This window comes from Haloimpatiens myeolchijeotgali (genome assembly GCF_042688525.2).
Taxonomy (GTDB): Bacteria; Bacillota; Clostridia; order Clostridiales; family Clostridiaceae; genus Haloimpatiens.
Genome location: NZ_JBHWAB010000001.1, coordinates 2,364,280 through 2,390,879, shown reverse-complemented (window position 1 = coordinate 2,390,879; position 26,600 = coordinate 2,364,280). Strand labels below are relative to the sequence as shown.

Below are 26,600 nucleotides of genomic sequence, written 5' to 3'. Positions count from 1 at the left end.
GAGATGTTTAGGAGAAAATTGATTATAAGTTGTTATTAATGAAATTATTTTTAGTCAAAAGATATTCTTTGAATTTTGTCATTATTTCACCATTACTCCAATAGGATATCATTTTTTCCTCTGGTATATCTGAAATAGGAACATCAAAACCTTCAGGAATAAAAATTTGTTCAATTGAAGTACCACATTTTTTGCTAGGTTGGTATGCCAATTCTCCTTTATATGATCCAGTAAAAATAACTGGTTTTTCATTTGGATAGCAATATGCTAAACAATCTTGGATAATAAGAGTACGATTAGTTTTGTTTTTCATTAAATTAATATAATCATCTGCAGAAAACCATTCATTGACAAACTTGATAAAAGGACCAGGAAATCCATTCAAAGCTTCAATATAAAAACCAGCATCTGTTACAATAACAGGTTGGTTTAATTGTTTACTTGCCCAAACAGCCGAGTACATAGCTACTTCTTGAACATTTTTACTTTGGATTTCAGGAGGATCCAAGTCCTTTTGTAAGAGAGTAATTTTTGTATTCATAAATACTTGTGAAGCAACATTAAATTTAACATCATTACCTGTAATATAAATTAAAGTATTATCCATATTTATCTCCTTTTTAAATTTTAATTAGTAAAATAATTCACATAAGTATATTATTTCGTTACAATTACTATATTTCCTTTATGATGTAATATAACAAATTGTAAAATAAACCATATTTTAATATAATTATATAAAGTGAAGAAATTAGTTTTTCAATGGAGGTAGAATATTATGAAGATTCACAGTGATTTTGATATTAATTATCCTTCGGTAAGTCACAAAAAATACATAGAGTGTGTTTATGAATTTTGCAGGAAAAATAGATTTTCAATGATTTTAAGAGGTTCATTATCAAAGGGCACAGCAACAAAATACTCTGATATTGATTTAATAATTTTAGGCAACATAAGAGGTAGTAAAATTGATGAAGTAATAACTCTTTATGATAAACCTATAATGACTAACTTTACAGAAAGACCTAAAGGAATTTTGATATTGATTTATAAAGATACTATTTCTGTGGATTTGGATATAAGAGAAACAATTTCAAAGGAAGATTTAAGGGATAGTAAAATTCTTTTAAAATATGATGAAAACTTCATTATTTCTGACAAAACAGCAATTAGAAAAGAAATAATATCTAAGTACATTCCTAATAGACCTATGTGGTACAAAACATTGAGGCTGGTACACAAAGGAACTATTAAGTATTTATCAAATAAAACTGATAGTGCATATAATTTATTATCAGAAATTAAAGAAAGTCTTACTAATTTTAATATGAATAATTTAAAACTTAATGGAAATTTTGAAGATGATATACAGTGCATTTTTAATGAGTTTTGCGAAAAATTCGAGGTGGATTTAAAGATAAAAATACTATTTGAAGATCTTTTTAATAAAATAGGGGACGGTTCATTTTAAAAGTTTGAAATATCATGCAATAAAGAAAAGTTATAAAGGAAAGGTGGAGGTACTATGAAAGTTAAATTAACTATTTTAGAAAGTAAATGTAGAGGAAATTATCACAAAAAGGGAGATAGTTATATAGTAGAGGATATTTGTCCACCTATATGTCATGAGTTATGGCAAAGTATATATCCTTGTGTTTATACGTTGTTGAATAATGGGGATTTAGATTATGGAAATACAAAAGCAAAAAAATTTCAAATGAGATGTCCAGACAATGGTAGGGTTTTAATTCGGGGAGAAGTGATTGATGATTAAAACTTAGGGACGGTTCATTAAAAATTTTGAAGTTATACCAATAATAAAAACAACGAATAGCTTTTAATTATTTAAAAATTAAATGAATTTGCAATTAGAAAATTATAATAATATTTTTTAGTTATATAAATTTATTATAAATAATATTTTTTTTACAATAATTTAGGAAAAATGTATAGCTTGTCCTTTTCTATATTATAAAAGTGTAATTGTGCAGGTAAAATTTAAAAAGTTTATTTGAAGAAAATATTTTAAAAATTTTTTTATTTTTTATATTAATTTTTAATTTAAATTTACCTAAAACCTAATAATATTAATGAAAACTTAGTATAAAAATTTCAATTATTTAATTTTAAGTAATATAAGATTTAGGTTTTAACTAGCTTTTGAGGCAAGAAAATCATCAATAATATTTTTGTATTTATTATCTTTCAGGACAATGTCAATACCCATAGAACATAGAGCAGAAATACGTGATTGAGTTATATTGCCAAGAATTTTACATACTTCGCTATCTTCAGAATTACGTAAACATTTTAACATTAATACATATAAAGCTTTATTTTTAGTATTTCTTCTTTTATTTTTCAAAACAATTTGCCATTTAGGCATGCCAGTATATTCAGAAAGAAAAGTTAATATTTCCTCAGGACTAAAAGTTCTCTTTACAATATGTCTTTCACTTCTATATTCAGTTTTTTCGTCTTTAAATTCAGTGCTTTTTTCAAGTAGCTTGTCAGTACAGTTATATACTAATTCTGTATAGTTTGCTCTAGCTTTTTTTACATTGGTATTAAAAAATTGCATAATATAATCCTCATCAAGAACATTAAAAGGATCACTTCTTAATCCCAAGTATACTGCTAAACTTGAATGTTTGTATTTTTCTATACAATTTCTATATTTTTTTATGTCCTTAGGATTTTTGTGAATGTAAGCAGAAAGAGTTAAGAGATAATGGTCAGTATCTATTATTTTACTTTTAAATCTATCACGAAAAACATGGCCTTTTCTCTTTTTACCATTTCTTCTATGGACGCTATTGTAGTATTGAGCATAAGATTGATTTATGTCATGCATGAATTGGCTAACGTCAGCCCCATTAGAATCAATTATCAAATGACCATGAGTGCTCATAAGGCAGTATGCATATACTTTAAAATGAAACTTAGTTTGATATTTTTTTATAAGTTCCATATATTTATTTTTGTCGCTATTATTATTGTATAATAAAATTTCACTCATTCCATTAAAAATTATGTGATAAATTCCGTTTATAATTTTAATTCTAAAGCTTCTTGCCATAAAAATTTCTCTCCTCTATTAATAGTTTTATTTAAGATTATTAACAAAAGTAAAGAAAAGTAATCAATTTAAGGTAAATTTGAGACAAGAAAAATTACTAAAAAATAAACTGTCCCCTTGAATTAGTCAAGATTTGCTTGAATGAAAAATGAACCGTCCCCAAATTTGTGTGAAATTTTTACTTGTATGTAGCATTATTTTAGCAAGTTTAGTTTTTGTGATGAAAAAAAGCTATAATGAAAACAACAGATAAATACATATGAAAACCTTAACAAAAAAGTTTTGGGAGGTATACGAAGATGAAAGGTAAAAAGATATTATCATTAATTTTAGGAACAGTTATGGCAGCTTCATTGTTTGCAGGATGTGGAAGTACGGGCAAAGATTCAGCTAAAAAAGGAAATGAATCATTAACAATTTATGCAGGACTTATGGAAGACCACGCTCAATTAGCTGCAAAAGAATTTGAAAAAGAAACAGGAATAAAAACTAATGTTGTAAGAATGAGTGGAGGAGAAATCCTTGCAAGAATTCAAGCTGAAAAAGAAAACACAAAAGCATCAGTTTGGTATGGTGGACCAGCAGATACTTTCGTAGAAGCAGGAAGTAAAGGATTACTAGAAAAATATAAATCACCTAAGGCAGAAAAAATTCCAGATAAATTCAAAGATAAAGATGGATATTGGACAGGAATTTATAATGGATATCTTGGATTTGTATGTAATAAAAAATTATTAGAAGAAAAAGGAACAAAGGTTCCAACAAGTTGGGAAGATTTATTAAAACCAGAATACAAAGGACAAATCGTTGTTGCAAACCCAGGTTCTTCAGGAACAGCTTATACTTTAGTTGCTACAACAGTTCAATTAATGGGCGAAAAGAAGGCTATGGATTATTTAGCAAAATTAGATAAACAAATAAAACAATATCCAAAAACTGGATCAGCACCAGCTCAAATGGCAGGTATGGGAGAAGCAATGGTTGGAATTTGTTTCTTACATGATGGTATAAAGTATAAAAAACAAGGATATAAAGATATTGTTTTATCAGCACCAAAAGAAGGTACAGGTTATGAAATTGGTTCAGTTGCTATTATAAAAAATGCTCCAGATATGGATGCTGCTAAAAAGTTTGTTGATTGGGCATTAAGTAAAAAAGCTCAAGAATTAGGACAAACAGTTGGAAGTTTTCAATTCTTAACAAATCCAGATGCTAATCCACCAAAAGAAGCAGCAGAAATAAAAGATACAAAATTAATAAACTATGATATGAAGTTTGCAGGAGAAAACAGAGGTAAATTAGTTGAAGAATGGCATAATGTAACTAAAAAATAATATATTTAGTAATCCTGTCTTTTAAAAGGCAGGATTACTAATAAAATGTGAAAGTGCGAAAGGAGCAATTAAAATGGCATTAAATAAGTACAAAAGCAAAATGCGTAATGACATTACGGATATGAAGAAAATATGGAGAGACCCCATGCTCCTAACTACAATAATATTTGTAATAATGATTTTATTAATATTTATTTTATTTCCCTTATTTTCAGTGCTTAAACAAAGTTTTATATCAGATGAAGGATTTACTTTAAAATCATACATAAATATCGTCAAAAGTATAAGTTTTAGACATACATTAAGCAATACATTAAAATTAGGACTTTCTGTTGGAGTATTATCTACTTTAATAGGTTTTATATTTGCATATGCAGATTCTTATATAAGATCTCATTTTAAAAAAATGTTTAATATAGTATCAATACTTCCAATAATATCACCACCATTTGTATTAGCATTATCAGCAATTATGCTATTTGGACAACACGGATTAATAACATATAAAATATTAAAAATTCAAAACGCAAATATTTATGGATTTAAAGGACTACTAATTGTACAAACAATGACATTTTTCCCAGTTGCATATTTAATGTTAACAGGATTATTAAAACAAATTGACCCTGCTTTAGAAGAAGCAGCAAGAAATATGGGAGCTTCTCATTGGAAAACATTTAAAACAGTAACACTTCCATTAATGGCTCCAGGTATTGCAAATGCATTTTTATTAACATTTATAGAAACAGTTGCAGATTTTGCAAATCCTATGGTTATAGGTGGAGATTTTTCAACTCTTGCAACAGAGATATATCTTCAAGCAATAGGTAATTATGATATGCAAGGTGGAGCAACAATAGCTACTATATTACTTGTATTAACAATATTAATATTTGTATTTGAAAAATACTGGCTCGAGAAAAAGTCTTATGTTACTGTAACAGGTAAGGCTTCTAGAGCTAGAGAATATATATCAGATAAGAAAATCGTATTACCAATAGATATATTTTGTTTATTAGTAACAGTTTTTGTATTAGGATTCTATATTTTAATACCACTAAGTTCAGTATTCAAAATATGGGGTATAGATTATTCATTAACATTAGATCATTTTAAATATGTATTTAATTTAGGCTTAAAACCATTAACTGATACAACATTTTTATCAGTAATTGCAACACCAATAACAGGTGTACTTGCAATGATAATAGCATTCTTAATAGTTAGAAAGAAATTCTTTGGTAAAGCTTTTGTTGAATTTAGTTCACTTTTAGCTATGGCTGTTCCAGGAACTGTTTTAGGTATAGGATATGTATTATCATATAACACAAAACCATTGTTATTGACAGGTACAGGAACAATAATAGTAATAGCGTTTGTTATGAGAAGCTTACCAGTAGGGGTAAGATCAGGGGTTACAGCACTTCAACAGATAGATCCAGCAATTGAAGAAGCTGCTTCGGATATGGGTGCAAATACTTCTAAAGTATTTTCAAGTGTAACTCTACCACTTATAAAACCAGCCTTCTTTAGTGGTCTTGTATATAGTTTTGTAAGAAGTATGACTGCTGTAAGTACAGTAATATTCTTAATATCTGCTAAATATAATTTGCTTACAGTTCAAATATTAGCTCAAGTAGATGCAGGCAGATTTGGAGTAGCATCAGCATATTCAACTTTATTAATAGTAATTGTGTATATAGCAATATCAATTATGTACTTCTTATTAAGCAAAATGGGAGTAAGTAAAGATGAAATAATGTAGTACAGATTTCAGTAAAACCTTTAAAAGATAGTGTAAAGTAAGCTATGAAAGAATATAGTTGAAATTATTATAAGAAGGTGAATTTAGAAATTTGCAGATGTGGCTAGTGCTATTAAGAAATGTAGTTGAAATTATTATATTTATCTTTGTAGCAAATATTATAGGTAAATTCGCGGCAAACGTAGTAAAGGTATAAATTTAAAAATAGCTTAATTTATCAATGAGTGGAGGGCTAAAAATGAAAAAGAGTAAAGGTGTTAATATAAAAAATTTAAGTAAAATATATGTTGGAAATAATAATAAAGAGTTTAAAGCGGTTGATAATATTTCAGTAGACATAAGACCAGGTGAATTTGTAACATTACTTGGACCATCTGGATGTGGTAAAACAACTACACTTAGAATGATAGCAGGGTTTGAAATACCTACATCAGGAGATATTTATTTAGGTGGAGATAGAATAAATGATCTTCCACCAGATAAGAGAGATTCATCAATGGTATTCCAAACATATGCACTTTTTCCACACTATAATATTTATGATAATGTTGCATACGGATTGAAATTAAAGAAATTAAGTAAAGATGAAATAAGACAAAAGGTAAGTGACATAATAGATTTAGTTGGATTAAAGGGTATGGAAAATAGATATCCAAATCAATTATCAGGAGGACAGCAGCAAAGGGTTGCACTTGCTCGTGCGCTTGTTATGGAACCTGGAGTATTGCTCTTCGATGAACCATTATCAAATTTAGATGCTAAACTTAGAGTTTATATGAGAACAGAAATAAGAAAGATTCAAAAGAAGGTTGGTATAACTGCAGTATATGTAACTCATGATCAATCAGAAGCTATGAGTCTTTCAGATAGAATTATAATAATGAATAAAGGTGTAATTGAACAAGTAGGTACTCCAAAAGAAGTTTATTATACTCCTAAAACTGAATTCGTTGCAGATTTTATAGGAACAGCTAATTTCTTAGATGGTAAAATAAAAGATGTTGTAGATGGAAAAGCTAAGATAGAGGTTCATGGAAAAGAACTTTTAGTTCCATATAAAGGAGAAAAGAAATCAGGGGATGATTGTAAGTTAGTTATAAGACCGGAAGCAGTCATTATTGGAAGAGAAGGAGTATTAAAAGGAAAAGTAGAATTAGCTACATTTATGGGAGAATATCAAGATTATATAGTTAAGATAAATGGATTAGATTTTAAAGTACAAGATTATAATCCAATGGTTAAAGAAGTATTTGGTGAAGGTGATGAAGTAATGCTTAGCTTCTTACCGGAAAATGTACATATATTATAGTTGTTTTAGTGTGTACATATTATTATAATTTATTATTGAATATGAAAATGTATATATACTATAATTTGTCCTTAAACAAAATAACATTGAGCGAGATCACATAGTAAATCTGTGTGATCTTGTTTAGCAAAAAGCTCCATTTTCGCAGTATACAAATCTAAACTTCCATATTTCCATAATCAATAAATAAATGGCATTTTTTTATTAGATATATTAGGCTATAAATAATTTTAAGACTTAAAAATTTATTACTCAACCTTCGTAGTAATGTATCATTTCTCGCAGCTACCGTTTTTATATGTAAAAGATAAATTCATAAGTATTGACTTAAAAGTTTTTTTAGTAAGACATTATTTGTGTATGAAGTAATAATTTTTTTAATTTTAATAATTTGGTATTTAGAATTATATGATTTCAATAGATAATGTTTCAAATTAGCTAAAAATATAGCTGTTAATGGTTTGGGGATGTTTAGAAATTCTGTAAAGTATGATTTGTAATATAAAGTAAAATAATTTATTGCAATTGATAAATGTTATATATTGCAAAATTTGTGGTAATTCGTAGTAATAAAAATAATAGCTGCATTTGATATTAATATAATGATAAAACATTAAGATAGTGTAAAGGAAGTTGTGAAAAAATGTAGTTTAAATTATTATAGAGAAATTTGTGGTAAAACTTAAAAAATAGTTTGAATTATCAATCAAAATTATAAATTTAAGTATGATAAAAAATTAATAAGAGGTAGGAGATATGAAAATAGAGATAATAATTAGGTTAGGGTTAGCAATTTTAATTGGTGGATTAATAGGATACGAAAGAGAGTTTAAAAATAGACCAGCAGGATTTAGAACACATATATTGGTTTGTGTTGGAGCTGCGGTAATATCAATGATTCAAGTTTATGATATTGAAAGAATTACAAATTCTATATTAGCACATCCAGAACTTGGACAAGCTCTTAAGGCAGATATAGGAAGACTAGGGGCGCAAGTTATAACAGGTATAGGATTTTTAGGTGCGGGTACTATAATTCATGATAAAGGATCTGTAAAAGGACTTACAACTGCAGCTACGATTTGGATTGTAGCATGTATAGGTCTTGCAATAGGGATGGGACATTATTTTTTAAGTATTTCAGCAACTGTAGGAGTTTTGATTGTATTAGTATCTTTAAAAAGATTAGAGAGTAAGCTTTTTGAAAAAGGGAAAATAGTTAAATTAGAAATTCATTATTTGGAAAATAATTTCATAAATGAAGTAGAAAAGTTGTTTTCACAATATAGTATAAAAGTTAAAAACATAGAATTTTGGATAGAAGAAGATGAAGAAGGGGAGAAGATAAGTTTATACACTATAGTAGTGCCAAGACATGTGAAAACATCTAAAATAATTCAGAGAATATCTGCTATTACAAATGTTATGAGAGTTATTGAAAGTTAAGTAACTCAACTTTCGCAGGTGAAAAATAGCCACTATGGGAAATGATATTTTGCTTAGAAACCTTTCACTTCAGTAACAAGTTCTAAGCTTTACTCATATTGAAAAAAAGATTTTTTAATTAATATTTCATAGGAATCAGTAATTAAAAAATAACTTTTTTCAAATTCGTAAAGCTAAGAACTTGTAAACTTTGTTCAAATCCCAAAACTCTTTTACTTCTTAAATGCGAATGATGAAATTCTGTTTCTTGAATTGTATTTTTAGCCTTTGACAAGGGCTTATTTTTTTTACTCATTATATATACTTATGGCAAAGAGTTACTTTGTGTAGTGAAAGGTTTTGGAGGAATATATCATTTTTCACAGCGACTATTTTCAGCTGGAAAAATTGAAAATATAAGTAACTCAACTTTCGCATGTGAAAAACAGCCGCTACGGGAAATGATATCTTGCTTAGAAACCTTTCACTTCAGTAACAAGTTCTAAGTTTTACTCATATTGAAAAAAGATTTTTTAATTAATATTCCATAGGAATCAGTAATTAAAAAATAACTTTTTTCAAATTCGTAAAGCTAAGAACTTGTAAACTTTGTTCAAATGTTTCTTACGCAAGATATCATTTTCCTTTGCTAGACAGTATTTTTTTACTGCGAAAGTTGAATAATTAATTAACGTGTATAAGGTTAGTGTAAAATTACTGTAGGATATTTTAAAGCAAAAAATAGAAAAAGAGACGCCCTTTTGATAATATATTAAGTTACTAAACAAAAAATAAAACATAGAAAGGGTGTCGCTCATGAACATTATACAGGATTTTATGAAAAACGGCATTATAAGTATTTGATAAGGCAGTAATGGTAGAGTTCAAGGGTAATGGCAAATGGATAGTGGAAAAGAAAGTTAAGTCATTAAAAAGGGAGCTTGTGAATGAAGCAATAGATATGCCTATGGCAAAATTGGTATAGTTCACATTAAATATTTGATGTGATATAATGAAATTAAATAAGAAAATTGAAAAAATAATATATGTAAGGATAAAAAGCATGAAAAATAGAGAAAAAAGTAAATTTGGATATAAATTATTAAAGTTTTTTATTTTAATAGGTATGATACCATTAATAGTTATGACTGTATGTACATATTGGAATACTTCTAGGATAGTTAATGATAAGGTTAACAAGTCAGTAAAAAACAACTTAGAAGTTATGAGTAAACTTATAGATTCGTCTATAAGTAATTTAGAAGGCATAGTTAAATATGTTTCAGATAGTGAGGATGTAAATAGAATTTTAAGAAAAAAAGATTATGCCAATTACGATGAGAGATTCGAAGATATTCAAACATTGTACAAGACCACAAGTATTTTTTTATCTAATGGTGCACATCAAAAGATACCTTTTTATTTAATTGGGCAAAATAAATTAGCTAAATTTACCAACGAAGAAAGTATTCCAGAAATATATACAAATATGAACTCGGAAATTTTCAAAAATATTAATAAATATGAAGAAAAGAAATATGTGACTTATGTACAAAGAAGAGTTGGCGGCGAAGAGCGAAAAGATGTTGTTTTAAGTATGGGTAAGCAAATAAAAGATGTGATTTCAGATGAAAAGTTGGGTTATATAATAATAGATATTCATGATGAGTATTTTGATGAAATATTTAAAAGCACACAAATATATAATGATAGTAATGTTTACATATTAGATTCTAAAGGAACCATTATAACAGATAAATTAAAAAAGAATAGGACAGGCTTTAAGTTTTACGATAAATATGTAGAAAAAATATTAGAACAAGATAAAGGTAATTTTTTAGGAACAATAGCTGGACAAAAGAGTGCTATATATTTTTCAACTATACATAATTCAGGATTTAAAATAGTAAAAATAATCCCTTTAAGAAGTATTAATAAAGATAAAAACGTTATAATAAGAGTATTTTTTATTTTGTTTTTGTTACTTGGAATTATGGGAGTAAGTGCGGCAATAGTATTGTCTAGAAATATATCAAAACCTATAAATGATTTAAGTAAACTTATGAAGAAGGTTGAAACTGGTTCTCTAGATGTTAGGTATAATGTAAATACAAACGATGAAATAGAAATATTAGGGGACAGTTTTAATAAAATGGTAATAGAATTAGACAGTCTTATAAAAGAAGTTTATCTTAAACAGTATTTATTAAAAGAATCAGAACTTAAAGCATTAAAAGCACAGATTAATCCACATTTTTTATACAATACATTAGAGTCTATTAATTGTATGGCAAAGCTTAAAGATAATAAGGGTGTTTCTAAGATGGTTATTGCTTTAGGAAAATTTTTAAGATATAGTATGAGCAAAAAAGGTGATATTGTATCAATTGAGGAATGTATGGGAGAAGTCAAAAATTATCTAGACATTCAAAAGGTGAGATTTGGAGATAAGTTTGAATGCAGTATAAGTATTGAGGATGGAGTTAAAGATAAAAATATTTTAAAATTATTAGTTCAGCCTATTGTTGAAAATGCACTTATACATGGATTAGAACCTAAAATAGGAAAAGGAACATTACAAATTAAAGTATATAAAAATAAGGAAGATATCTGCATTGATGTTATTGATAATGGGGTAGGAGTAAAAGATAATGTAACTTCTACAAAGAGTATAGGGATGAGTAATGTTAATAAAAGAATAAAGCTTCAATATGGAGAACAATATGGAGTTAATATTAAAAACTTCAAAAATCCAACATGTATACAAATAAAGATTCCATTTAACGATAATATACTTGATAAAAACTGTTGTTTAGAAAGTGGGGACCGCTTTGATAAAAGTAATGATTGTAGATGATGAATATTTAGCAAGACAAGTTATGAAACAGACAATAGAATGGGAAAAATATAAATGTAGATTATGTGCAGAAGCATCTAATGGAGTAGAAGCAGTAGAAATAGCTAAAAAAATTAGGCCTGATATAGTCATAACGGATATAAATATGCCAGGAAAAGATGGAATAGAAATGGCCAAGGAAATTAAAAATTTTAATCCTGAGTGTAATTTTATAGTTATTACAGGGTATGATGAATTTGAATATGCAAGAGCAGCGGTTAAAATAAGTGCGGTTGATTTTATATTAAAACCTATTGATGAGGATGAATTTGTAAGTTCGATAAAAAAAGCAGTGAAAGATGTAGAAAAAAAGAGGGAAACTTGTAATATTACAAGTGAAAAAATTCTTCTTAATATGATGAGAGGAAAAATTCAAATAAAGGAATTAGATTTAGAAAGTAACGGAATTTATTTAAATAATATTGTAATTGTAAATATAAAAAATGATAGTTATGAAAATTTGTTAGAGAACGACAATGTATTTGAGTTATATAGCCAAAATGGACATATAATTCAAATTATAAAAGAAAATATAAAAGATTGCTATGTTATAGAGTGTCATGAAGATAAATTGGCAATTATTTTAAAGGCAGATGAAATAGGTAGAAGTTTAGATATACATGAGTGTATACAAAATGTAAAGGATTTAGTTGAAAAGAAAACTAATACTACAATTTCATTAGGAATATCTAATATTTTTAATATAAATTATATTAGAGATGCATATGAGCAATCAAAAGAGGCTTTAAAAAACAGACTTTACTTTGGTAAAAATAATATTATGTATTATGATAGTATTAATTTTTCAGTTAATGGTACTAGAGTTAATATTGAACAAAATGAAAGAGAATTAATACTTAGTATAAAAGCGTGTGATAAAGTTAAAGTAGAAAAAAGGTTGAGTAAAATATATGAGTATATGAAAGAAAATAGATGTAGTACTTATTTTATAAAACAAGTAAGTATAGAGTTAGTGTTAAAGGTGTTAAATATTCTTGCAGATCACAATATAAAAGAAGATAAGATATTTGGAAAACAATTTAATGTATATAAAAATGCAGATACTTTAAGTACTATTAACGAATTGTATTCATGGGTTTTAAAAGTGATGCTTGATGTTATTAGAAATATTAAAATATCTATGATAGAAAAGGAAGAAAATGGAGTTGAAAGAGCTATACAATACATAAAATCCAATTATTGTTCTGATATTACTTTGAGCGAAATTTCTAGTAAAGTTTATTTAAATGAAAGCTATTTGAGCAGAAAGATAAAACAAAGACTAGGAATAAATTTCAAAGAATATTTAACAAAGCTTAGAATGGAAAAGGCTATAGGACTTTTAAATAAACCTAATATAAGAGTTTCAGAGGTTGCAAATCAAGTAGGATATATGGACTATAGAAGATTTACAAGTAATTTCAAAAAATACACAGGATATTCCCCAAGTGAATTTTTAAAAATAAAATAAAGGGGACGGTTCATTTAAAAATGTTACTGATTTGTGCATTTTATGGTATAATTAGTATATAATATAAGTGAATTATGTAAAAAAACGTAATATAATTATAGAAAATAGCATTTATGATACTAAATTTTTAAATATATCTGATAGAGTAATCGATTTAATGAGTAATAAAAATATATGATTGTATTTAATATGTGTTTTATATGTATAAGTTATTAATATACTTTGAAATAAGATTTCGTATAATAATTAGTTTAAATTTAGTTTTGATTAACCTATTGTTAGAAGTTAGATATATAGTAAAAAGATAAAAATTTGTAGGTATAAAATTTAAAAGTTTGAAGAAGGTGAAGAAATGCTTATTTTATTGGTTGATATGTTGTTGGATATAATCATATTCTTTATAATAGCACAGTTAGCAACTGTTATACATCAATTAGGACATGCTATAATAGGATTAATTTTTACTAATGATAAAGTTATGATATCCCTTGGAGGAGACAATGTTAAAAGAACATTTAATATTGGAAGATTAAATGTTGAAATACGAAATTTTTCACCATTTGTTGGTTTTGTTCATTGTAATTTCAGAAATGCTAAAAAATTTGAAAAAAGTTTATTTTTTTTAGCGGGTCCAGTTATTTCATTCTTAATGGCTATTATTATTTATTTTAGTGCAAATAACATAGCATTAGATTCTACATATATTTCAATTTTAAAAGTTTATGCTGGATATTTTTTTCTTCAAGGAGTATTAACTATTATTCCAATTCAATATTGTGACATGTTTGGAGTGTATAAAGGTACTTCAAGTGATGGATATAATGCTTTTAATATATAATATAGGGGACGTAATATAATAAATATAGGGGACGGTTCATTTTTTTTAGATAAATTTTTAAAAAAAATGGACTGTTTTTTTTGAGTTATATTTTATTATTTATTACATTTTGATAAAATGTTTACAAGATTAACTGGTAATAATTTATTTATAATTGTATTACTAAAATTGTATAATAAATGTACATGAAATGCATAAAAAGTAAACCGTCCCCATAGGTTTAGGTTCCTAATGAATGTACAAGAAATGAACCGTCCCTATAGGTTAGCTACTAAAATTTTGTGAATTTGGTTATGAAAAGAGATGAAAACTATGATAGTAAGTGTAAGTAGACGTACAGATATACCTGCTTTTTATTATGAATGGTTTTATAATAGAATAAAAGACGGGGAGGTTTTGATAAGAAATCCATTTAATAGGATACAAATAAGTAGAATAATTTTAAATCCAAATACTGTAGATTGTTTTGTGTTTTGGACCAAAGATCCTTATAAATTTATAAAAAAAATTCATTTATTAAGAGATTATAATTATTATTTTCAATTTACTTTAAATCCTTATAGAGATGATATTGAAAAAGGAGTTAGAAAGAAAAAGTATATAATGGAAACTTTTAAGGAACTGTCTTTAATGATAGGTAAAGAAAAGGTAATCTGGAGATATGATCCTATACTGTTGAATGATTATTACAATAAGGAATATCATTATACTTGGTTTGAAAAGTTTTGTATGAATTTAGAGGGATATACAGAAAAATGTGTTATAAGTTTTATTGATGAGTATAAAAAAATTAGAGAAAATTCAAATATATTAAATTTGAGAAATATAACTAATGAAGATATGAAGGAAATTGGTAAAAAACTTGTTAAAATAGCTAATAAATATAATATTATAATAGAAACTTGTGCTGAAAGAATTGATTTAAGTTTTTGTGGAATTAATCATGGACAGTGTATAGATGGAAAGCTAATTTCTAGGATAACAGGAAAGGATTTTACTAATGCAAAATTAGATAATATAAGAAAAGGGTGTAGGTGCCTAAAAAGTGTAGATATCGGAGAATATAATTCCTGTATGCATAGATGTACATATTGTTATGCAAATTATAACTCAAAAATAATTGAGAATAACATAAAGAAACATGATAAAAATTCAAAACTGTTATTAGGAAATTTGCAGGGTGATGAAAAAATAACATATCACTATTTAATTAAGGAAAAGATGAAAAATAATAAAAGTAATCAATTGAGTTTTTTGTAGAAAATTTTGGGGACAGTTCATTTGAATTTTTAAATTAAGAAATTTTGGGGACAATTCATTTAAATTTTTAAATTATGGGGGTAATGGAATGGAGTCTATTGAAAAAAATATATTACAATTAGAAAGTGATTTATTAAAGGCAGAAACAAGAAAGTCATCGCAAAAGATAAATCAGATATTGGCAAATGATTTTATTGAGTTTTGTAGTTCAGGAAGTGAATATCATTATAAAAATGGAGATGTATTTCAGGCACAAAATGATAATGATATATTATGTTGGGAAATCTTAGACTTCAAAATAAAGAAATTATCAAATGATTGTATATTAGCAATGTATAAAGTAGTAAAAAATAATGAAATTGATGAAAATAAAAAATATTCTCTTCGTAGTTCTATATGGAAATATTATAATGGAAAGTGGAAAATGGTTTTTCATCAAGGTACTTTATCATCTAAAAGTAAAATAGAGGATAATTTATTAGGTAATTAAAAGTGTATAAAATGAAAGAAGGTGAATTTTAGTAGGAGATTAGTATTATAATACATGCTCTTACTAAAGATAATTTATGCTGTATGAAGGAACTGTATATAGACCGCCTAGTGAGGCCTATAGCTTAATAGTACAAATTACTGTGGGTTGTGCACATAATAAATGTACTTTTTGCAATATGTATAAAGATAAAAAATTTAGGATTAAATCTTTAGAGGAAGTTTTCAGAGATTTACAGTATATGAAAGATCATTATGGTAATGCAGAACGTATATTTTTATGTGATGGAGATGCATTAGTTGTCAAGACAGAGGATTTAAAGAAAATACTTTTAAAAATACAAGATTTGTTTCCGTATTGTGAAAGAGTTGGTATATATGGTGCACCAAGAGATATTTTAAGAAAATCATTGAAAGAGTTAAAAGAGCTTAAAGAACTTGGGCTTGGAATAGTTTATTTAGGTGTGGAATCTGGAAGTGATAAAATACTTAAATACATAAATAAAGGTGTAACAGCAGAAGAAATGGTAAAGGCAGGAAGAAAAATAAAAGATAGTGGAATAAAACTTTCAACTACCCTTATTTCAGGATTGGGTAGTAAAGAAAATTGGAAAGAACATGCAATTAAATCTGCGCAGATAATTAATAATATAGATCCAGATTACGTAGGCCTTTTAACTCTTATGGTAGAAAAAGATACAAAACTTTATGAAGAAATACAAAATAAAAATTTTAAACTTTTAACTCCAAAAGAAATAATGTTAGAGACTAGATTATTTATTGAAAATATCAAAGTGACTAATTGTATTTTTAGAAGTAATCATGCTTCAAATTATGTACCTTTAGGTGGAACTTTACCTAAAGATAAAAATTTAATTTTAAATACTATAGATGAATGTGTTAAGGGAAAATACAGGTTTAAAGATGAGGAATTTAGAGCATTATGATGGGGGACAGTTCATCTTTATCTTTATTTATTATTTAATAGGGGACGGTTCATTTTAAATGGAAGTATTAGCACAGAAAAAGTAATGAAAATTAAGCAATTTAGTGAGAGAAAAATTTACAAAAAAATGAACCGTCCCCATTCATAATATTAAATTTTCATTCATATACACTTAAAGAAAGGGAGTGTTTATGAATGAAAAAGAGTTATAAAAATATTGTAATTACGTTTCTTATTTTAGGTACTGCAGCAGGTTGTACATATGCAGTAGTAAAAAATAAAGAAACTACAACTAGTACAAGTTATCAAAAAAGTGTTTCTATTAGTAAATCAGTGAATGATAGTAGTAATATATCAAATAAAACAGTTGAAAAAGCATCAACTGACACTAAAAAGTCTACGATACCATTTTCATCTGAAATAGTGGTTTATAATTCTCATGCAAATGAAGATTATACATCTGGCATGAAGGTAACAAATGTAGGTTCTATAATTAATGATAAACTTATTAAAAAGGGTTTAAAGAGCAATTTTATACAATGTAAACCATCAAAAGAATATATAAAATCATATGACAGTGCACGGAATTTAATAACAGAAAAAATAGAAAATTATTCTGATAAAATTCTTTTAGATGTACAAAGAGACACGGTTGAGAATCCTAAATCAAGTGCAAAAAAAATAGTAATAGTACTTGCAAAAAATAATCCACATTATAAAGAAAATAAGAAATTTGCAAATCTTTTAATTAAAGAACTTGAAAAATCTCAACAAGTTAAAGCATGCATCTTTGAATATAAGAATGTACGTTCATATTTTAATCAAGACCTATCTAATAAATCTATACTTATTGAATTAGGAAACAATAAATCTAGTGATAATGATGTTGAGGAATGTGTGAATGCACTTGTTTCAGCATTAGAAAATGTTGAAAGTAGTGAAGTCTAGAAGTTTAACTAATGAATTGAGGAACAGTAATTTAAATATTTTATGAAAGAAGAGTTATAATCATAAAATTAAGGGGTAATTATTTAATTGAAGTATTGAGTTAAAAGTGTAATACTTATAATAGTAGTGGTTTAAGATTATTTATGTAAACAAGGGTATTTGCTCTTGTTTACAAGTGTATAGGGGGGAGATGTTATGAAATTTAAGTATTGTCCTATATGTGGTAAAAGGCTAAGTGAAAAAAGTATTGGAGATGAAGGACTAGTAAAATTTTGTCTTACTTGTAACAGACCATATTTTGATATGCCTGCTAGTTGTGTTGAAGTTTTGGTTATTAATGAACATAATCAGATATTATTATTGAAACAAGAATATATTTCTAAGACTCATTGGACAATAGTTTCTGGTTATGTAAAAAATGGTGAGACAATTGAAGAAACAGTAATGAGAGAAGTTTTAGAAGAAACTGGTCAAAAAGTTGAAAGAATGAAGTATGTAGAAAGTTATTATTTTAAGCCAAAGCAATTAATAATGTCTGGATTTATTGCTTTTGTCCAATCCAAACCTTTTAATGATTCTAATGAAGTTGATGATATTATGTGGTGTGAAATAGATGAAGTGAACAAGTATATTGCAAGAGTTGATAATATGTCAGGTATTCATTTTGATAATTCAATGAGATTATTGAATTTATAGAATCAATATCAAATTAATGTCAAATTAATGGGGACGGTTCATTAAATATATTTACAATTTACTTAATTAAAAAATGAACCGTCCCCAATAATATTACACAATAATATTACATAGATATAGGAGTTCCTGGGCCTAATGGAAGTTTTAATAAAAACCAAACTACTATTTGTATTGACCAAATAATAAAGAAGGTTATTGAATATGGAAGCATATTTGCAATTAAAGTTCCCATTCCTATGTCTTTATCATATTTTTTCGCAAAAGCTACAAGTATTGCGAAATATGGTAGTAGTGGAGTTATGACATTTGTTATTGAGTCACCAATTCTATAAGCCATTTGTGTTAATGCTGGGTGGAATCCTAAAAGCATGAACATAGGTACAAATATAGGACTTAAAATTGCCCATTTTGCAGAAGCACTTCCTACAAATAAATTTATAATTGCAGATATAATGATGAAACAAACCAATAATACTGGGGCTGGTGCTCCTAAACTTTTCAAGAAATCAGCACCTTTAATAGCCATAATAAGTCCAAGATTTGACCAATTAAAATAATTAATAAACTGTGCAATTACAAAAGATAATACAATATATGGTCCCATTTCTCCCATAGCTTGTCCAAGCATGGCTGCTATATCTTTATCACTTTTAATTTTTCCTGAAACTTTTCCAAAAGCATAACTAGGAATGAAAAATAATAAAGTAATAAGTGGTACAAGTCCCTTCATTAGTGGAGAACTAAAGGATAAAAGTGAACCAGTTTTAGGTTCGCGCAGTAAACCACTTTGTGGAACGGCTAAAGCAATAATTATACCTAAGAATATCAAGATAGCTATTCCAGCAGCCTTTAAACCTTTTATTTCTTCCTGTGTTACTTCTTCTATGCTGTCAACTTTATAGTTACCATTACCCATTCTTGGAGCAACGATTTTTACAGTTACCCATGTTGCTGAAAAAGTTAATAAAAATGTTGATACAATTAGGAAGTACCAGTTACATGCTGGATTTACAACGAAATCGGGATTAATTAGCTTAACAGCTGATTGAGTGAAGCTTACAATTAATACATCTAATGAATTAACAAGTAAATTTGCACTAAATCCACCGGCAACAGCAGCATATGCAGCCATCATACCAACAATTGGATTCATTCCAACTGCTGCAAATAACATTGCAGCTAATGGTGGCATTACTATAAATCCAGTATCTGCTGCAGCATTTGCTAAAATTGAAACCAAAATAACAATTACTACTACTTTTGAACCTTTTACATTTGCTAATGTTTTTCTAAGTAATGCTGAAAATAATCCTGTTTTTTCTGCTAAACCAACACCTAAAATACAAGTTAATACAAGTCCTAAAGGTGGAAAATTTGAAAAGTTACTTACAGCATTCATAAGCATCTTCTGAATTCCTTCTTTAGATAAAAGGTTAACTACTGTAATAGTTTCTTTTTTTAATGGATGAACAGCTGAAATTCCAGATATAGACCCAATAAAAGAAATAAGAATAGCTATAATTGCTAACCACACAAAGAGAGTAAGTGGTTCAGGAAGTTTATTACCAGTTCTTTCAAGCCAATCTAAAAAGTTATTGAATTTACTTTGCTTTTTCTTGTTTAATTTAGCGTTATTCATTAAAACTCCTCCTCTTTAGGTATTATTCTTTAGATACTTTATTGCACATTGGGCTAATACAGCAGATGCTTTGTGAAGTATATCTTCATCAATATTAAAGTATGGATTATGCAAAGACTTATCGATGCCTTTTTCTAAATTACGAGTACCTACAACAAAGAATGTACTAGGCACTGCTTGTCCAAAATATGAAAAATCTTCTCCTCCCATAGTAGGTTTAGAAAGTTCAACTACACCTTCAGTTCCTAATATTTCTATTCCAGCTTCTTTTACAATGTTAGTTATGTCAGAATCATTAATTACTGGAGGATAATATGGTGTATATTCAAATTCATATTTAGCTCCATGAGCTTTAGTTATTCCATTAATTATAGAATCCATAGTTTTAGGGATATATTCTCTCATTTCATTATTTAAGCTTCTAACAGTTCCTACCATTTCTACTTTATCTGGTATAACATTATGTGCAGATCCTCCGTTAAACATAGTTATAGATAAAACAGCTGGTTCCGTAGGGTTGATTTTTCTACTTACAATTGTTTGTAAACTCATGTATACTTGACATCCAATTGATATAGGATCAATTGTATTGTGAGGTTCAGCTCCATGTCCACCTTTACCGTAAATAGTTATTTTAAATAAGTCAGGTGCTGCCATCATAGAATCGTATTTTATTCCTATTTTTCCAGCCTCCACTTGAGGCCAAACATGAGCACCTATAGCTGCATCAACTTTTGGATTTTCCAATGCCCCAGCTTTTATCATTCTCTCTGCTCCGCCTAAACCTTCTTCAGCAGGTTGGAATAAAAATTTAATATTTCCATTAATTTCATCTTTGAATTGAGATAAAATCATAGCGGATCCTAAAAGCCAGGTAGTATGTGCATCATGTCCACAAGCATGCATTAATCCATCTGTTTTTGATTTGTAAGGGATATCATTTAATTCTGTCATTTCTAAGCAATCCATATCTGCTCTAAGTAAAATTGTTTTTCCAGGATATTTTCCTTTTAATGTTCCTATAACCCCAGTAACTCCAATATTTTTTTGAACGTCTAGTCCAAGTTCCTCTAACTTTTTAGCTACAAGTGCAGAGGTTCTATTTTCTTTTAATCCGCTTTCAGGATGTGAGTGAATATCTCTTCTTATAGAGATCAATTCATTTTTTATTTGTTCTGACTTTTCTTTGATTATTTTTCCATTCATTGCATCAGCTCCTTAAGAAAATATCAATTTTAAGAAAATTGTTAATTGAATAAATAATGAAATAAATATTTTAATAATTACTATAGCAAATTTCGACAATATTTGCTATAGTGTAAACAACAATATTTTATGCAAATATTTAGTGTGATTCACAATAACAAATTTAAGTAGCAAAATTTTAAAATCAAAGGAGTGAATGTATGGGTGATTCTAAAAGAAAAATAGCTAAGTTAGAGGCGATTCTTGAGGCTAGTAATTTATTAAATACATCAAAAGATACAACTTATATATTGAATTTTCTTTTGAAAAAATCATTAGATCTTATAGATGGTGGAGATATAGGGGTTATTCTTTTATATAATGAGCATACAAAAATGTTGGAGTTAAAAGCTTCTGTAGGTTTTGATTTTTTTGATATTAGTATTGTACCAGGAGAATCAATGACAGGAATTACTTTTTTAAAACAAAAAACTATTTTTTTTAGTAATCAAGAAGAAGTAAAAGAAGCAATGAACACATTATCACATAAAAATAGACAAAAAATGGAGAGATGTTTACAAAGAAACTTGAATGAGCTTCAAAGTTCTATTGCATGTCCTCTTATTTATAAAGAAAAATGTATAGGAGTAATTGTTATAGATAACTTTCAAAAAGATACTCCAATTACGGAATATGATAGTTATTTACTTAAAGCTATATCAATACATGCAGCTATAGCTATTATTAATGCCCGAAATTATGAGAAAGAATTGCAAAATAAAAATGATTTGGAAATGTATAGTAAAATTTTAGAAGCGGAGAGAAACAAATATAGGTATGCTGCAGGTATTCATAATAAATTCACAAAAATGGTTTTGGATGGAAATAATATTCAAGATGTTTTACATGAAATATCATCAATTTTGAATAAAGATGTTTTTATAATAGACCGCTTTTATAACATAAATTATAGTAGCTGTGGACGATATACAAAATTGAAAACTATTTTAGGTATTAGTTTTGAATTTATAAATAATTTAATTGATAATAAAAAATCAAAATATTATAAACATGATTTCAATTTACAACTTGATTTTTTCCCTATAATGGTTAAAAAAGAAACTTTAGGATGGTTTGGAGTTGTATCCGATAATAACATTTATTCACCTTTAGACAACATAGTATTGGAAAAAGCAACTACAATTCTTGCTCTTGAACTTCTAAAGATAAATGAACTCAATCATATGGAACAATCACTTAAAGGAGATTTCCTTGATCAATTAATTTTAAATCAAAATGTAGATGATATAAAAAAATATGCTAAAAGTTATAGATTTAATTTAGATAAAAAACATCAAATGATCATTTTTGAAATTAAAAATAATGAAAGTAATAAGAATGGTAATGAATTTAAAGACCAGATAGAATATTATTACAACATAATTAGTAAAAAAGTTATAAATGCATTTTCAAATTCTATTACTTTCATTAAAGGACATAATATAATTGTGATAATTGAAGTTATTAATAACAACAAATATGTTATTAGAACTTTTCTTGAAAATATCATGGATGTTAATGTAAACATGTCAATTAATCTATATAAAAATCTTAAAATCAGGGTAGGGGTAAGTGACATCATTGATGGCATAAACGAATTTAGAACTGCATATTATAATATACTTCAAATTATGAAAATGGCTAAAAAAATAAATTTGAAAAAAAACTATTATTTTTATGATGATTTAGAAATAACAAAATTTCTTTTGAATAATGATAAAAAAGATCTTGAAAAATTTTTAATAAAAACTTTGAAACCGCTAATTAATTACGAAAAAAATTCAGAAAATCAGTTTATGGATACTTTTAAAATGTATATTAAGAGCAATGGAAATTGGACATATACGAAAAATAAGTTGCATATACATGGAAACACTTTAAATTATAGACTTAATAGAATCAAGGAAATTTTAGATATAGACTTAAACAATTACTATGACAGATTAAAGATACAGATAGCTTTTGAAATATTAGATATACTCCAATGAAGAATGGGGGACGGTTCATTTATTAGATTGAAATTTTTCTCCAATATATAGAAAAACTTGAAAAAAAATCAATAGTGTGTTATAGTACTTCTGGTACAGGAAAAAGATATAAAATAAGGGGGAATTTAAATGAAAAGGAAATTTTTATCATTAGTAATTTGTATGACTACTTGTATATCTTTTACAGCAATTTCAACAGTAAATGCTAAGGAGAAAGTTAATACTAATTCAAAACAAATCCAGTGTTCTGCACAAAAAATGCAAAATGAAGATTCAACATCACAAAAAACTAAAGAAGAGAAAATATATATTAAAGAAATAAAAGAATCTACACCTATTTTTGTAGGAAAAAAAGAAATAAAAAATCCACCTAGAGGTGTGAGAGGTATACTTTCTGAAAAAATATCAAGAAATTTTAATAGTATAATAAAGTTTTTTGAAAAAAACAAAGATATTTTCAGAATAGAAGATCCTAAAAATCAGCTTAAGCTTTTACGTGATTCAGGTGATGTATTTAGATTATCACAAGTAGTAGACGGCATACCTACAGACAATACTTACATTGTTATATTTAATGACAATAATCAAATACAAGATGTTCATGGATCTTTTGACAATTCACTTTATGAGGAAAATTCATCAGCAAAAGCACCATCAATAATTACAAAAGAACAGGCTTTTGAAATAGCAAAAGCAGATGCAATAATGGATGTGAGCAATTCAAATATACCTGGGAGTGAGAAAAGAGAATCCATAAATATTCTTATGAAATTAAGATATAGAGAGTCACTTGGTTCATTGCATATTTGTAAATATGATGGATATATTAAAGAATATAAAGGAAAATACTTTAAAACTTATAAATTTGAAAATATAGGTTGGAATAATGTATATGTTTCTACTACTTCAGGTGAAATTATAAGAAAGGCAGGAACAATATATACAAATACGATGAAATAATTAAAATTGATAATGTTTAAATATATACTTATAAGATAGGTATTTTAAAATGTAGGCATAGATTTGAAAAATTAATTTAGGTTAGGGGAACTTTTTTATAAGTTCCCTTAATTCATCTTTCCTCCTTTGTGATGTGGATACCCCCATCTTCTAAAGTGGGGGAGGAAACATCACTTTGCATTAGCAAATATTACTTGTTATATTCTTCACTAAACTAGGGTATACTACTAATGTAGTGAAGGAGTGATATTATAGAAATTACAATAACTTCTAAAATTCAAATATATCCTACAACTGAACAAATTAAGATTTTAAATAATACAATGTTTCAAGTTAGAAAAGCATTGAATTATATATCTAAATATGTTTTTGATAATAATTGTCTTAAACAAAATCGAATAAATAAAGATACTTACTATTATTTAAGAGAAACATATGGTTTAAAATCTCAAATGGCTCAAAGTTGTATGAAAACTGTAATTGCTAAATATAAAACCAATAAGTCCAATGGACATGATTTTAACTTAGTAAAATTTAAAAATCTTGAATATGATTTAGTTTTTAATAGGGATTATTCTTTAAATAGTGAAATTTTTTCTATAAATAGTTTAGAAGGTAGATTAAAAATACCTTATCAAACTAAAGGAATGGAAAAATATTTTGATAGTACTTACAAGTTTGGAACTGCTAAACTTGTATATAAATATAATAAATATTTTCTGCATATCCCAATGACTAAAGATTATATTCAAACTATACCATTTGAAATAAATAAAATTGTAGGTATTGATTTAGGAATTAACTTTATAGCAACAACATATGACAGCTATGGAAAAACTTATTTCTATAGTGGTAAACCCATAAAAACTAAAAGAGGTCACTATAAATTACTAAGAAAGCAATTACAAGAACTAGGCACTAAATCAGCTAAACGTAAAATTAAGTCTATAGGTTCAAGAGAAAACCGTTGGATGAATGATATTAACCATTCTATCACTAAGGCACTCGTTGACAAATACGGAGAAAATACATTGTTCGTATTAGAAGACTTAACCAATGTTAGAGCATCTACTGAAAAAGTGCATATAAATAATCGTTACACTTCTGTTAGTTGGTCTTTCTATCAATTTAGGCAACTGTTAGAATACAAAACTCAAATGAATAAGTCTATGGTTATAGTAGTCGACCCTAAATATACTTCTCAAATGTGTCCTAAGTGTGGACATATAGAAAAAAGTAATAGAGATAAAAAGAACCATATATTTAAGTGTAAAAACTGCTCCTATACTTCTAATGATGATAGGATTGGAGCAATGAATCTTTGGAGAAAAGGTATTGAATATATAGGAACTAACTCCAAAGAAGTTTAAAAGTACACTCTTAGGCTTGGGGAATGTCAACTTCCCTATTGTAACCACTGTTTGAGGTAGGAGATACTTAGTATCGTTCTCACTACGTGTAGGTGAGTTACAAGCCCTCACTTCAAAATTCGTTAGAATTTAAGTGGTGGGTAATTGACATTTTAAGAATATTAAGTGCTAATTTAATTTCCTCAGTAAAAAATACTGTTCTTTGTAGTTGCTATTTTCATGCACAAAATTTCAAGTACTAATATTACTTCATACCGTTTATCTCTAATTTTAATCTATCAAAATATTCCTCCATAAATTTGAGTCTTTCTTTTCCAATTTCTTTTGCTTTTTTTGTATACAATTTATCTGGAATTTTTTTAAACTTTACTTCATATTCAATGAAAGGCGTATGTTTAGAAACATCTTTTAATCTTCCGTTTTCAACAGTATTAGATTTTAGATAATGATTTAGTGATTCATCTACTGTTAATCTTTGTTCAAATTGTCCTGCTAACATAAAAGTACGAGCAATTCCACTTGCGCCTATAACATCCAGTTTATCTGAATCAAAAAGTATTTTTGCCTCTATTGAATTTGGTTCATTTCCAGTTCTAAATCTATGTGCTATAATACAGTGTTTTATTTTTTCGATTTTTTCTTCTTCATATTCTAAATCTCTTAATATATCCTCTGCAATCACACTACCTAAAACAGCATGGTCAATTTTTCCCGTTTTATCTTGGCTCTCTTCTACTCTTGCAATATCATGTAATAATGCTGATGGAATAAGAATTTCTAAATCAACATTTTTTTCATATTTTGCAAGTAACAAGCAAAGATTATAAACTCTAAATACATGGTCCAAATTATGAGCTGAACAAGTTAATTTGTCTTGAACAATTTCTATAATCTTTCTATGTTTCATTTCTGTAGTCATACATTTACCTCCTACTTATAAAA

General features: G+C 27.0%; 22 protein-coding genes. 17 read left to right on the top strand and 5 right to left on the bottom strand.

Going from position 1 to position 26,600, the window contains the following annotated elements; translation table 11 throughout:
- Window positions 1–22 precede the first annotated feature (22 nt).
- Window positions 23–607, bottom strand: coding sequence for a non-canonical purine NTP pyrophosphatase (locus ACFIJ5_RS10505; RefSeq protein WP_379806764.1), 585 nt, complete (start codon window positions 605–607; stop codon window positions 23–25).
- A 171-nt stretch (window positions 608–778) separates the two neighbouring features.
- Here ACFIJ5_RS10505 and ACFIJ5_RS10500 point away from each other — a divergent pair, with 171 nt between their 5' ends.
- Both ACFIJ5_RS10500 and ACFIJ5_RS10495 read left to right on the top strand, forming a co-directional pair.
- On the top strand, window positions 779–1,471 hold the full coding sequence (locus ACFIJ5_RS10500) for a nucleotidyltransferase domain-containing protein (protein WP_379806761.1): 693 nt from the start codon (window positions 779–781) through the stop codon (window positions 1,469–1,471).
- Between the two features lie 54 nt (window positions 1,472–1,525).
- Window positions 1,526–1,774, top strand: a complete 249-nt coding sequence (locus ACFIJ5_RS10495; protein ID WP_379806759.1) for a TIGR04076 family protein — start codon at window positions 1,526–1,528, stop codon at window positions 1,772–1,774.
- A gap of 375 nt (window positions 1,775–2,149) precedes the next feature.
- On the opposite strand, the gene ACFIJ5_RS10490 is transcribed toward ACFIJ5_RS10495, so the two are convergent.
- Window positions 2,150–3,079, bottom strand: a complete 930-nt coding sequence (locus ACFIJ5_RS10490; protein WP_379806757.1) for a transposase — start codon at window positions 3,077–3,079, stop codon at window positions 2,150–2,152.
- 299 nt (window positions 3,080–3,378) lie between these two features.
- Between ACFIJ5_RS10490 and ACFIJ5_RS10485 the strand changes: the two genes are divergently transcribed.
- The 12 genes from ACFIJ5_RS10485 (at window position 3,379) to ACFIJ5_RS10430 (ending at window position 18,456) form a co-directional block, all read left to right on the top strand.
- Window positions 3,379–4,413, top strand: coding sequence for an ABC transporter substrate-binding protein (locus ACFIJ5_RS10485; protein ID WP_379806755.1), 1,035 nt, complete (start codon window positions 3,379–3,381; stop codon window positions 4,411–4,413).
- A 73-nt stretch (window positions 4,414–4,486) separates the two neighbouring features.
- Window positions 4,487–6,178: an ABC transporter permease gene (locus ACFIJ5_RS10480; RefSeq protein WP_379806752.1), complete on the top strand. Its 1,692-nt coding sequence runs from the start codon at window positions 4,487–4,489 to the stop codon at window positions 6,176–6,178.
- Between the two features lie 238 nt (window positions 6,179–6,416).
- Window positions 6,417–7,487: an ABC transporter ATP-binding protein gene (locus tag ACFIJ5_RS10475; RefSeq protein WP_379806750.1), complete on the top strand. Its 1,071-nt coding sequence runs from the start codon at window positions 6,417–6,419 to the stop codon at window positions 7,485–7,487.
- Between the two features lie 756 nt (window positions 7,488–8,243).
- Window positions 8,244–8,933, top strand: coding sequence for an MgtC/SapB family protein (locus ACFIJ5_RS10470; RefSeq protein ID WP_379806748.1), 690 nt, complete (start codon window positions 8,244–8,246; stop codon window positions 8,931–8,933).
- Between the two features lie 1,042 nt (window positions 8,934–9,975).
- Window positions 9,976–11,769 carry a cache domain-containing sensor histidine kinase gene (locus ACFIJ5_RS10465; protein ID WP_404660427.1) on the top strand — a complete coding sequence of 598 codons (1,794 nt, stop codon included), beginning with the start codon at window positions 9,976–9,978 and terminating at the stop codon, window positions 11,767–11,769.
- Entirely contained in the window at window positions 11,744–13,279 is a 1,536-nt protein-coding gene (locus tag ACFIJ5_RS10460; protein WP_379806744.1) for a response regulator transcription factor, read from the top strand. Before ACFIJ5_RS10465 ends, ACFIJ5_RS10460 begins: the two co-directional genes overlap by 26 nt.
- A gap of 352 nt (window positions 13,280–13,631) precedes the next feature.
- Window positions 13,632–14,117, top strand: coding sequence for a hypothetical protein (locus tag ACFIJ5_RS10455; RefSeq protein ID WP_379806742.1), 486 nt, complete (start codon window positions 13,632–13,634; stop codon window positions 14,115–14,117).
- 312 nt (window positions 14,118–14,429) lie between these two features.
- A complete protein-coding gene (locus ACFIJ5_RS10450) occupies window positions 14,430–15,377 on the top strand; it encodes a DUF1848 domain-containing protein (RefSeq protein WP_379806740.1) in 948 nt (315 codons plus the stop codon).
- 88 nt (window positions 15,378–15,465) lie between these two features.
- Window positions 15,466–15,867: a nuclear transport factor 2 family protein gene (locus tag ACFIJ5_RS10445; protein WP_379806738.1), complete on the top strand. Its 402-nt coding sequence runs from the start codon at window positions 15,466–15,468 to the stop codon at window positions 15,865–15,867.
- A gap of 76 nt (window positions 15,868–15,943) precedes the next feature.
- Window positions 15,944–16,813: a radical SAM protein gene (locus ACFIJ5_RS10440; protein WP_379806736.1), complete on the top strand. Its 870-nt coding sequence runs from the start codon at window positions 15,944–15,946 to the stop codon at window positions 16,811–16,813.
- A gap of 194 nt (window positions 16,814–17,007) precedes the next feature.
- Complete coding sequence (locus ACFIJ5_RS10435) at window positions 17,008–17,760, top strand: stage II sporulation protein P (RefSeq protein WP_379806734.1); 753 nt, start codon at window positions 17,008–17,010, stop codon at window positions 17,758–17,760.
- A 195-nt stretch (window positions 17,761–17,955) separates the two neighbouring features.
- Window positions 17,956–18,456, top strand: a complete 501-nt coding sequence (locus ACFIJ5_RS10430; protein WP_379806732.1) for an NAD(+) diphosphatase — start codon at window positions 17,956–17,958, stop codon at window positions 18,454–18,456.
- 106 nt (window positions 18,457–18,562) lie between these two features.
- On the opposite strand, the gene ACFIJ5_RS10425 is transcribed toward ACFIJ5_RS10430, so the two are convergent.
- A complete protein-coding gene (locus ACFIJ5_RS10425; protein WP_379806730.1) occupies window positions 18,563–20,095 on the bottom strand; it encodes an AbgT family transporter in 1,533 nt (510 codons plus the stop codon).
- Window positions 20,096–20,110: 15 nt separating this feature from the next.
- Window positions 20,111–21,301: a M20 metallopeptidase family protein gene (locus ACFIJ5_RS10420; RefSeq protein ID WP_379806728.1), complete on the bottom strand. Its 1,191-nt coding sequence runs from the start codon at window positions 21,299–21,301 to the stop codon at window positions 20,111–20,113.
- A gap of 200 nt (window positions 21,302–21,501) precedes the next feature.
- On the opposite strand from ACFIJ5_RS10420, the gene ACFIJ5_RS10415 reads away from it, so the two are divergent.
- The 3 genes from ACFIJ5_RS10415 (at window position 21,502) to ACFIJ5_RS10405 (ending at window position 25,658) form a co-directional block, all read left to right on the top strand.
- Complete coding sequence (locus tag ACFIJ5_RS10415; RefSeq protein ID WP_379806726.1) at window positions 21,502–23,328, top strand: helix-turn-helix domain-containing protein; 1,827 nt, start codon at window positions 21,502–21,504, stop codon at window positions 23,326–23,328.
- A 129-nt stretch (window positions 23,329–23,457) separates the two neighbouring features.
- The gene (locus ACFIJ5_RS10410; RefSeq protein WP_379806724.1) at window positions 23,458–24,288 is read left to right on the top strand and encodes a hypothetical protein; all 831 of its coding nucleotides are present in this window, start codon (window positions 23,458–23,460) and stop codon (window positions 24,286–24,288) included.
- Between the two features lie 248 nt (window positions 24,289–24,536).
- The gene (locus ACFIJ5_RS10405; protein ID WP_379809590.1) at window positions 24,537–25,658 is read left to right on the top strand and encodes an RNA-guided endonuclease InsQ/TnpB family protein; all 1,122 of its coding nucleotides are present in this window, start codon (window positions 24,537–24,539) and stop codon (window positions 25,656–25,658) included.
- 244 nt (window positions 25,659–25,902) lie between these two features.
- Here the strand turns inward: ACFIJ5_RS10405 and ACFIJ5_RS10400 are convergent, their stop codons facing one another.
- Complete coding sequence (locus ACFIJ5_RS10400; protein WP_379806722.1) at window positions 25,903–26,577, bottom strand: HD domain-containing protein; 675 nt, start codon at window positions 26,575–26,577, stop codon at window positions 25,903–25,905.
- Window positions 26,578–26,600 lie beyond the last annotated feature (23 nt).

What these genes read in the sequence shown, in the direction of transcription:
- ACFIJ5_RS10505 (WP_379806764.1), bottom strand. Translation starts at nt 607, where the DNA reads ATGGATAATACTTTAATTTATATTACAGGTAATGATGTTAAATTTAAT.
- ACFIJ5_RS10500 (WP_379806761.1), top strand. Translation starts at nt 779, where the DNA reads ATGAAGATTCACAGTGATTTTGATATTAATTATCCTTCGGTAAGTCAC.
- ACFIJ5_RS10495 (WP_379806759.1), top strand. Translation starts at nt 1,526, where the DNA reads ATGAAAGTTAAATTAACTATTTTAGAAAGTAAATGTAGAGGAAATTAT.
- ACFIJ5_RS10490 (WP_379806757.1), bottom strand. Translation starts at nt 3,079, where the DNA reads ATGGCAAGAAGCTTTAGAATTAAAATTATAAACGGAATTTATCACATA.
- ACFIJ5_RS10485 (WP_379806755.1), top strand. Translation starts at nt 3,379, where the DNA reads ATGAAAGGTAAAAAGATATTATCATTAATTTTAGGAACAGTTATGGCA.
- ACFIJ5_RS10480 (WP_379806752.1), top strand. Translation starts at nt 4,487, where the DNA reads ATGGCATTAAATAAGTACAAAAGCAAAATGCGTAATGACATTACGGAT.
- ACFIJ5_RS10475 (WP_379806750.1), top strand. Translation starts at nt 6,417, where the DNA reads ATGAAAAAGAGTAAAGGTGTTAATATAAAAAATTTAAGTAAAATATAT.
- ACFIJ5_RS10470 (WP_379806748.1), top strand. Translation starts at nt 8,244, where the DNA reads ATGAAAATAGAGATAATAATTAGGTTAGGGTTAGCAATTTTAATTGGT.
- ACFIJ5_RS10465 (WP_404660427.1), top strand. Translation starts at nt 9,976, where the DNA reads ATGAAAAATAGAGAAAAAAGTAAATTTGGATATAAATTATTAAAGTTT.
- ACFIJ5_RS10455 (WP_379806742.1), top strand. Translation starts at nt 13,632, where the DNA reads ATGCTTATTTTATTGGTTGATATGTTGTTGGATATAATCATATTCTTT.
- ACFIJ5_RS10450 (WP_379806740.1), top strand. Translation starts at nt 14,430, where the DNA reads ATGATAGTAAGTGTAAGTAGACGTACAGATATACCTGCTTTTTATTAT.
- ACFIJ5_RS10445 (WP_379806738.1), top strand. Translation starts at nt 15,466, where the DNA reads ATGGAGTCTATTGAAAAAAATATATTACAATTAGAAAGTGATTTATTA.
- ACFIJ5_RS10440 (WP_379806736.1), top strand. Translation starts at nt 15,944, where the DNA reads ATGCTGTATGAAGGAACTGTATATAGACCGCCTAGTGAGGCCTATAGC.
- ACFIJ5_RS10435 (WP_379806734.1), top strand. Translation starts at nt 17,008, where the DNA reads ATGAAAAAGAGTTATAAAAATATTGTAATTACGTTTCTTATTTTAGGT.
- ACFIJ5_RS10430 (WP_379806732.1), top strand. Translation starts at nt 17,956, where the DNA reads ATGAAATTTAAGTATTGTCCTATATGTGGTAAAAGGCTAAGTGAAAAA.
- ACFIJ5_RS10425 (WP_379806730.1), bottom strand. Translation starts at nt 20,095, where the DNA reads ATGAATAACGCTAAATTAAACAAGAAAAAGCAAAGTAAATTCAATAAC.
- ACFIJ5_RS10420 (WP_379806728.1), bottom strand. Translation starts at nt 21,301, where the DNA reads ATGAATGGAAAAATAATCAAAGAAAAGTCAGAACAAATAAAAAATGAA.
- ACFIJ5_RS10415 (WP_379806726.1), top strand. Translation starts at nt 21,502, where the DNA reads ATGGGTGATTCTAAAAGAAAAATAGCTAAGTTAGAGGCGATTCTTGAG.
- ACFIJ5_RS10410 (WP_379806724.1), top strand. Translation starts at nt 23,458, where the DNA reads ATGAAAAGGAAATTTTTATCATTAGTAATTTGTATGACTACTTGTATA.
- ACFIJ5_RS10400 (WP_379806722.1), bottom strand. Translation starts at nt 26,577, where the DNA reads ATGACTACAGAAATGAAACATAGAAAGATTATAGAAATTGTTCAAGAC.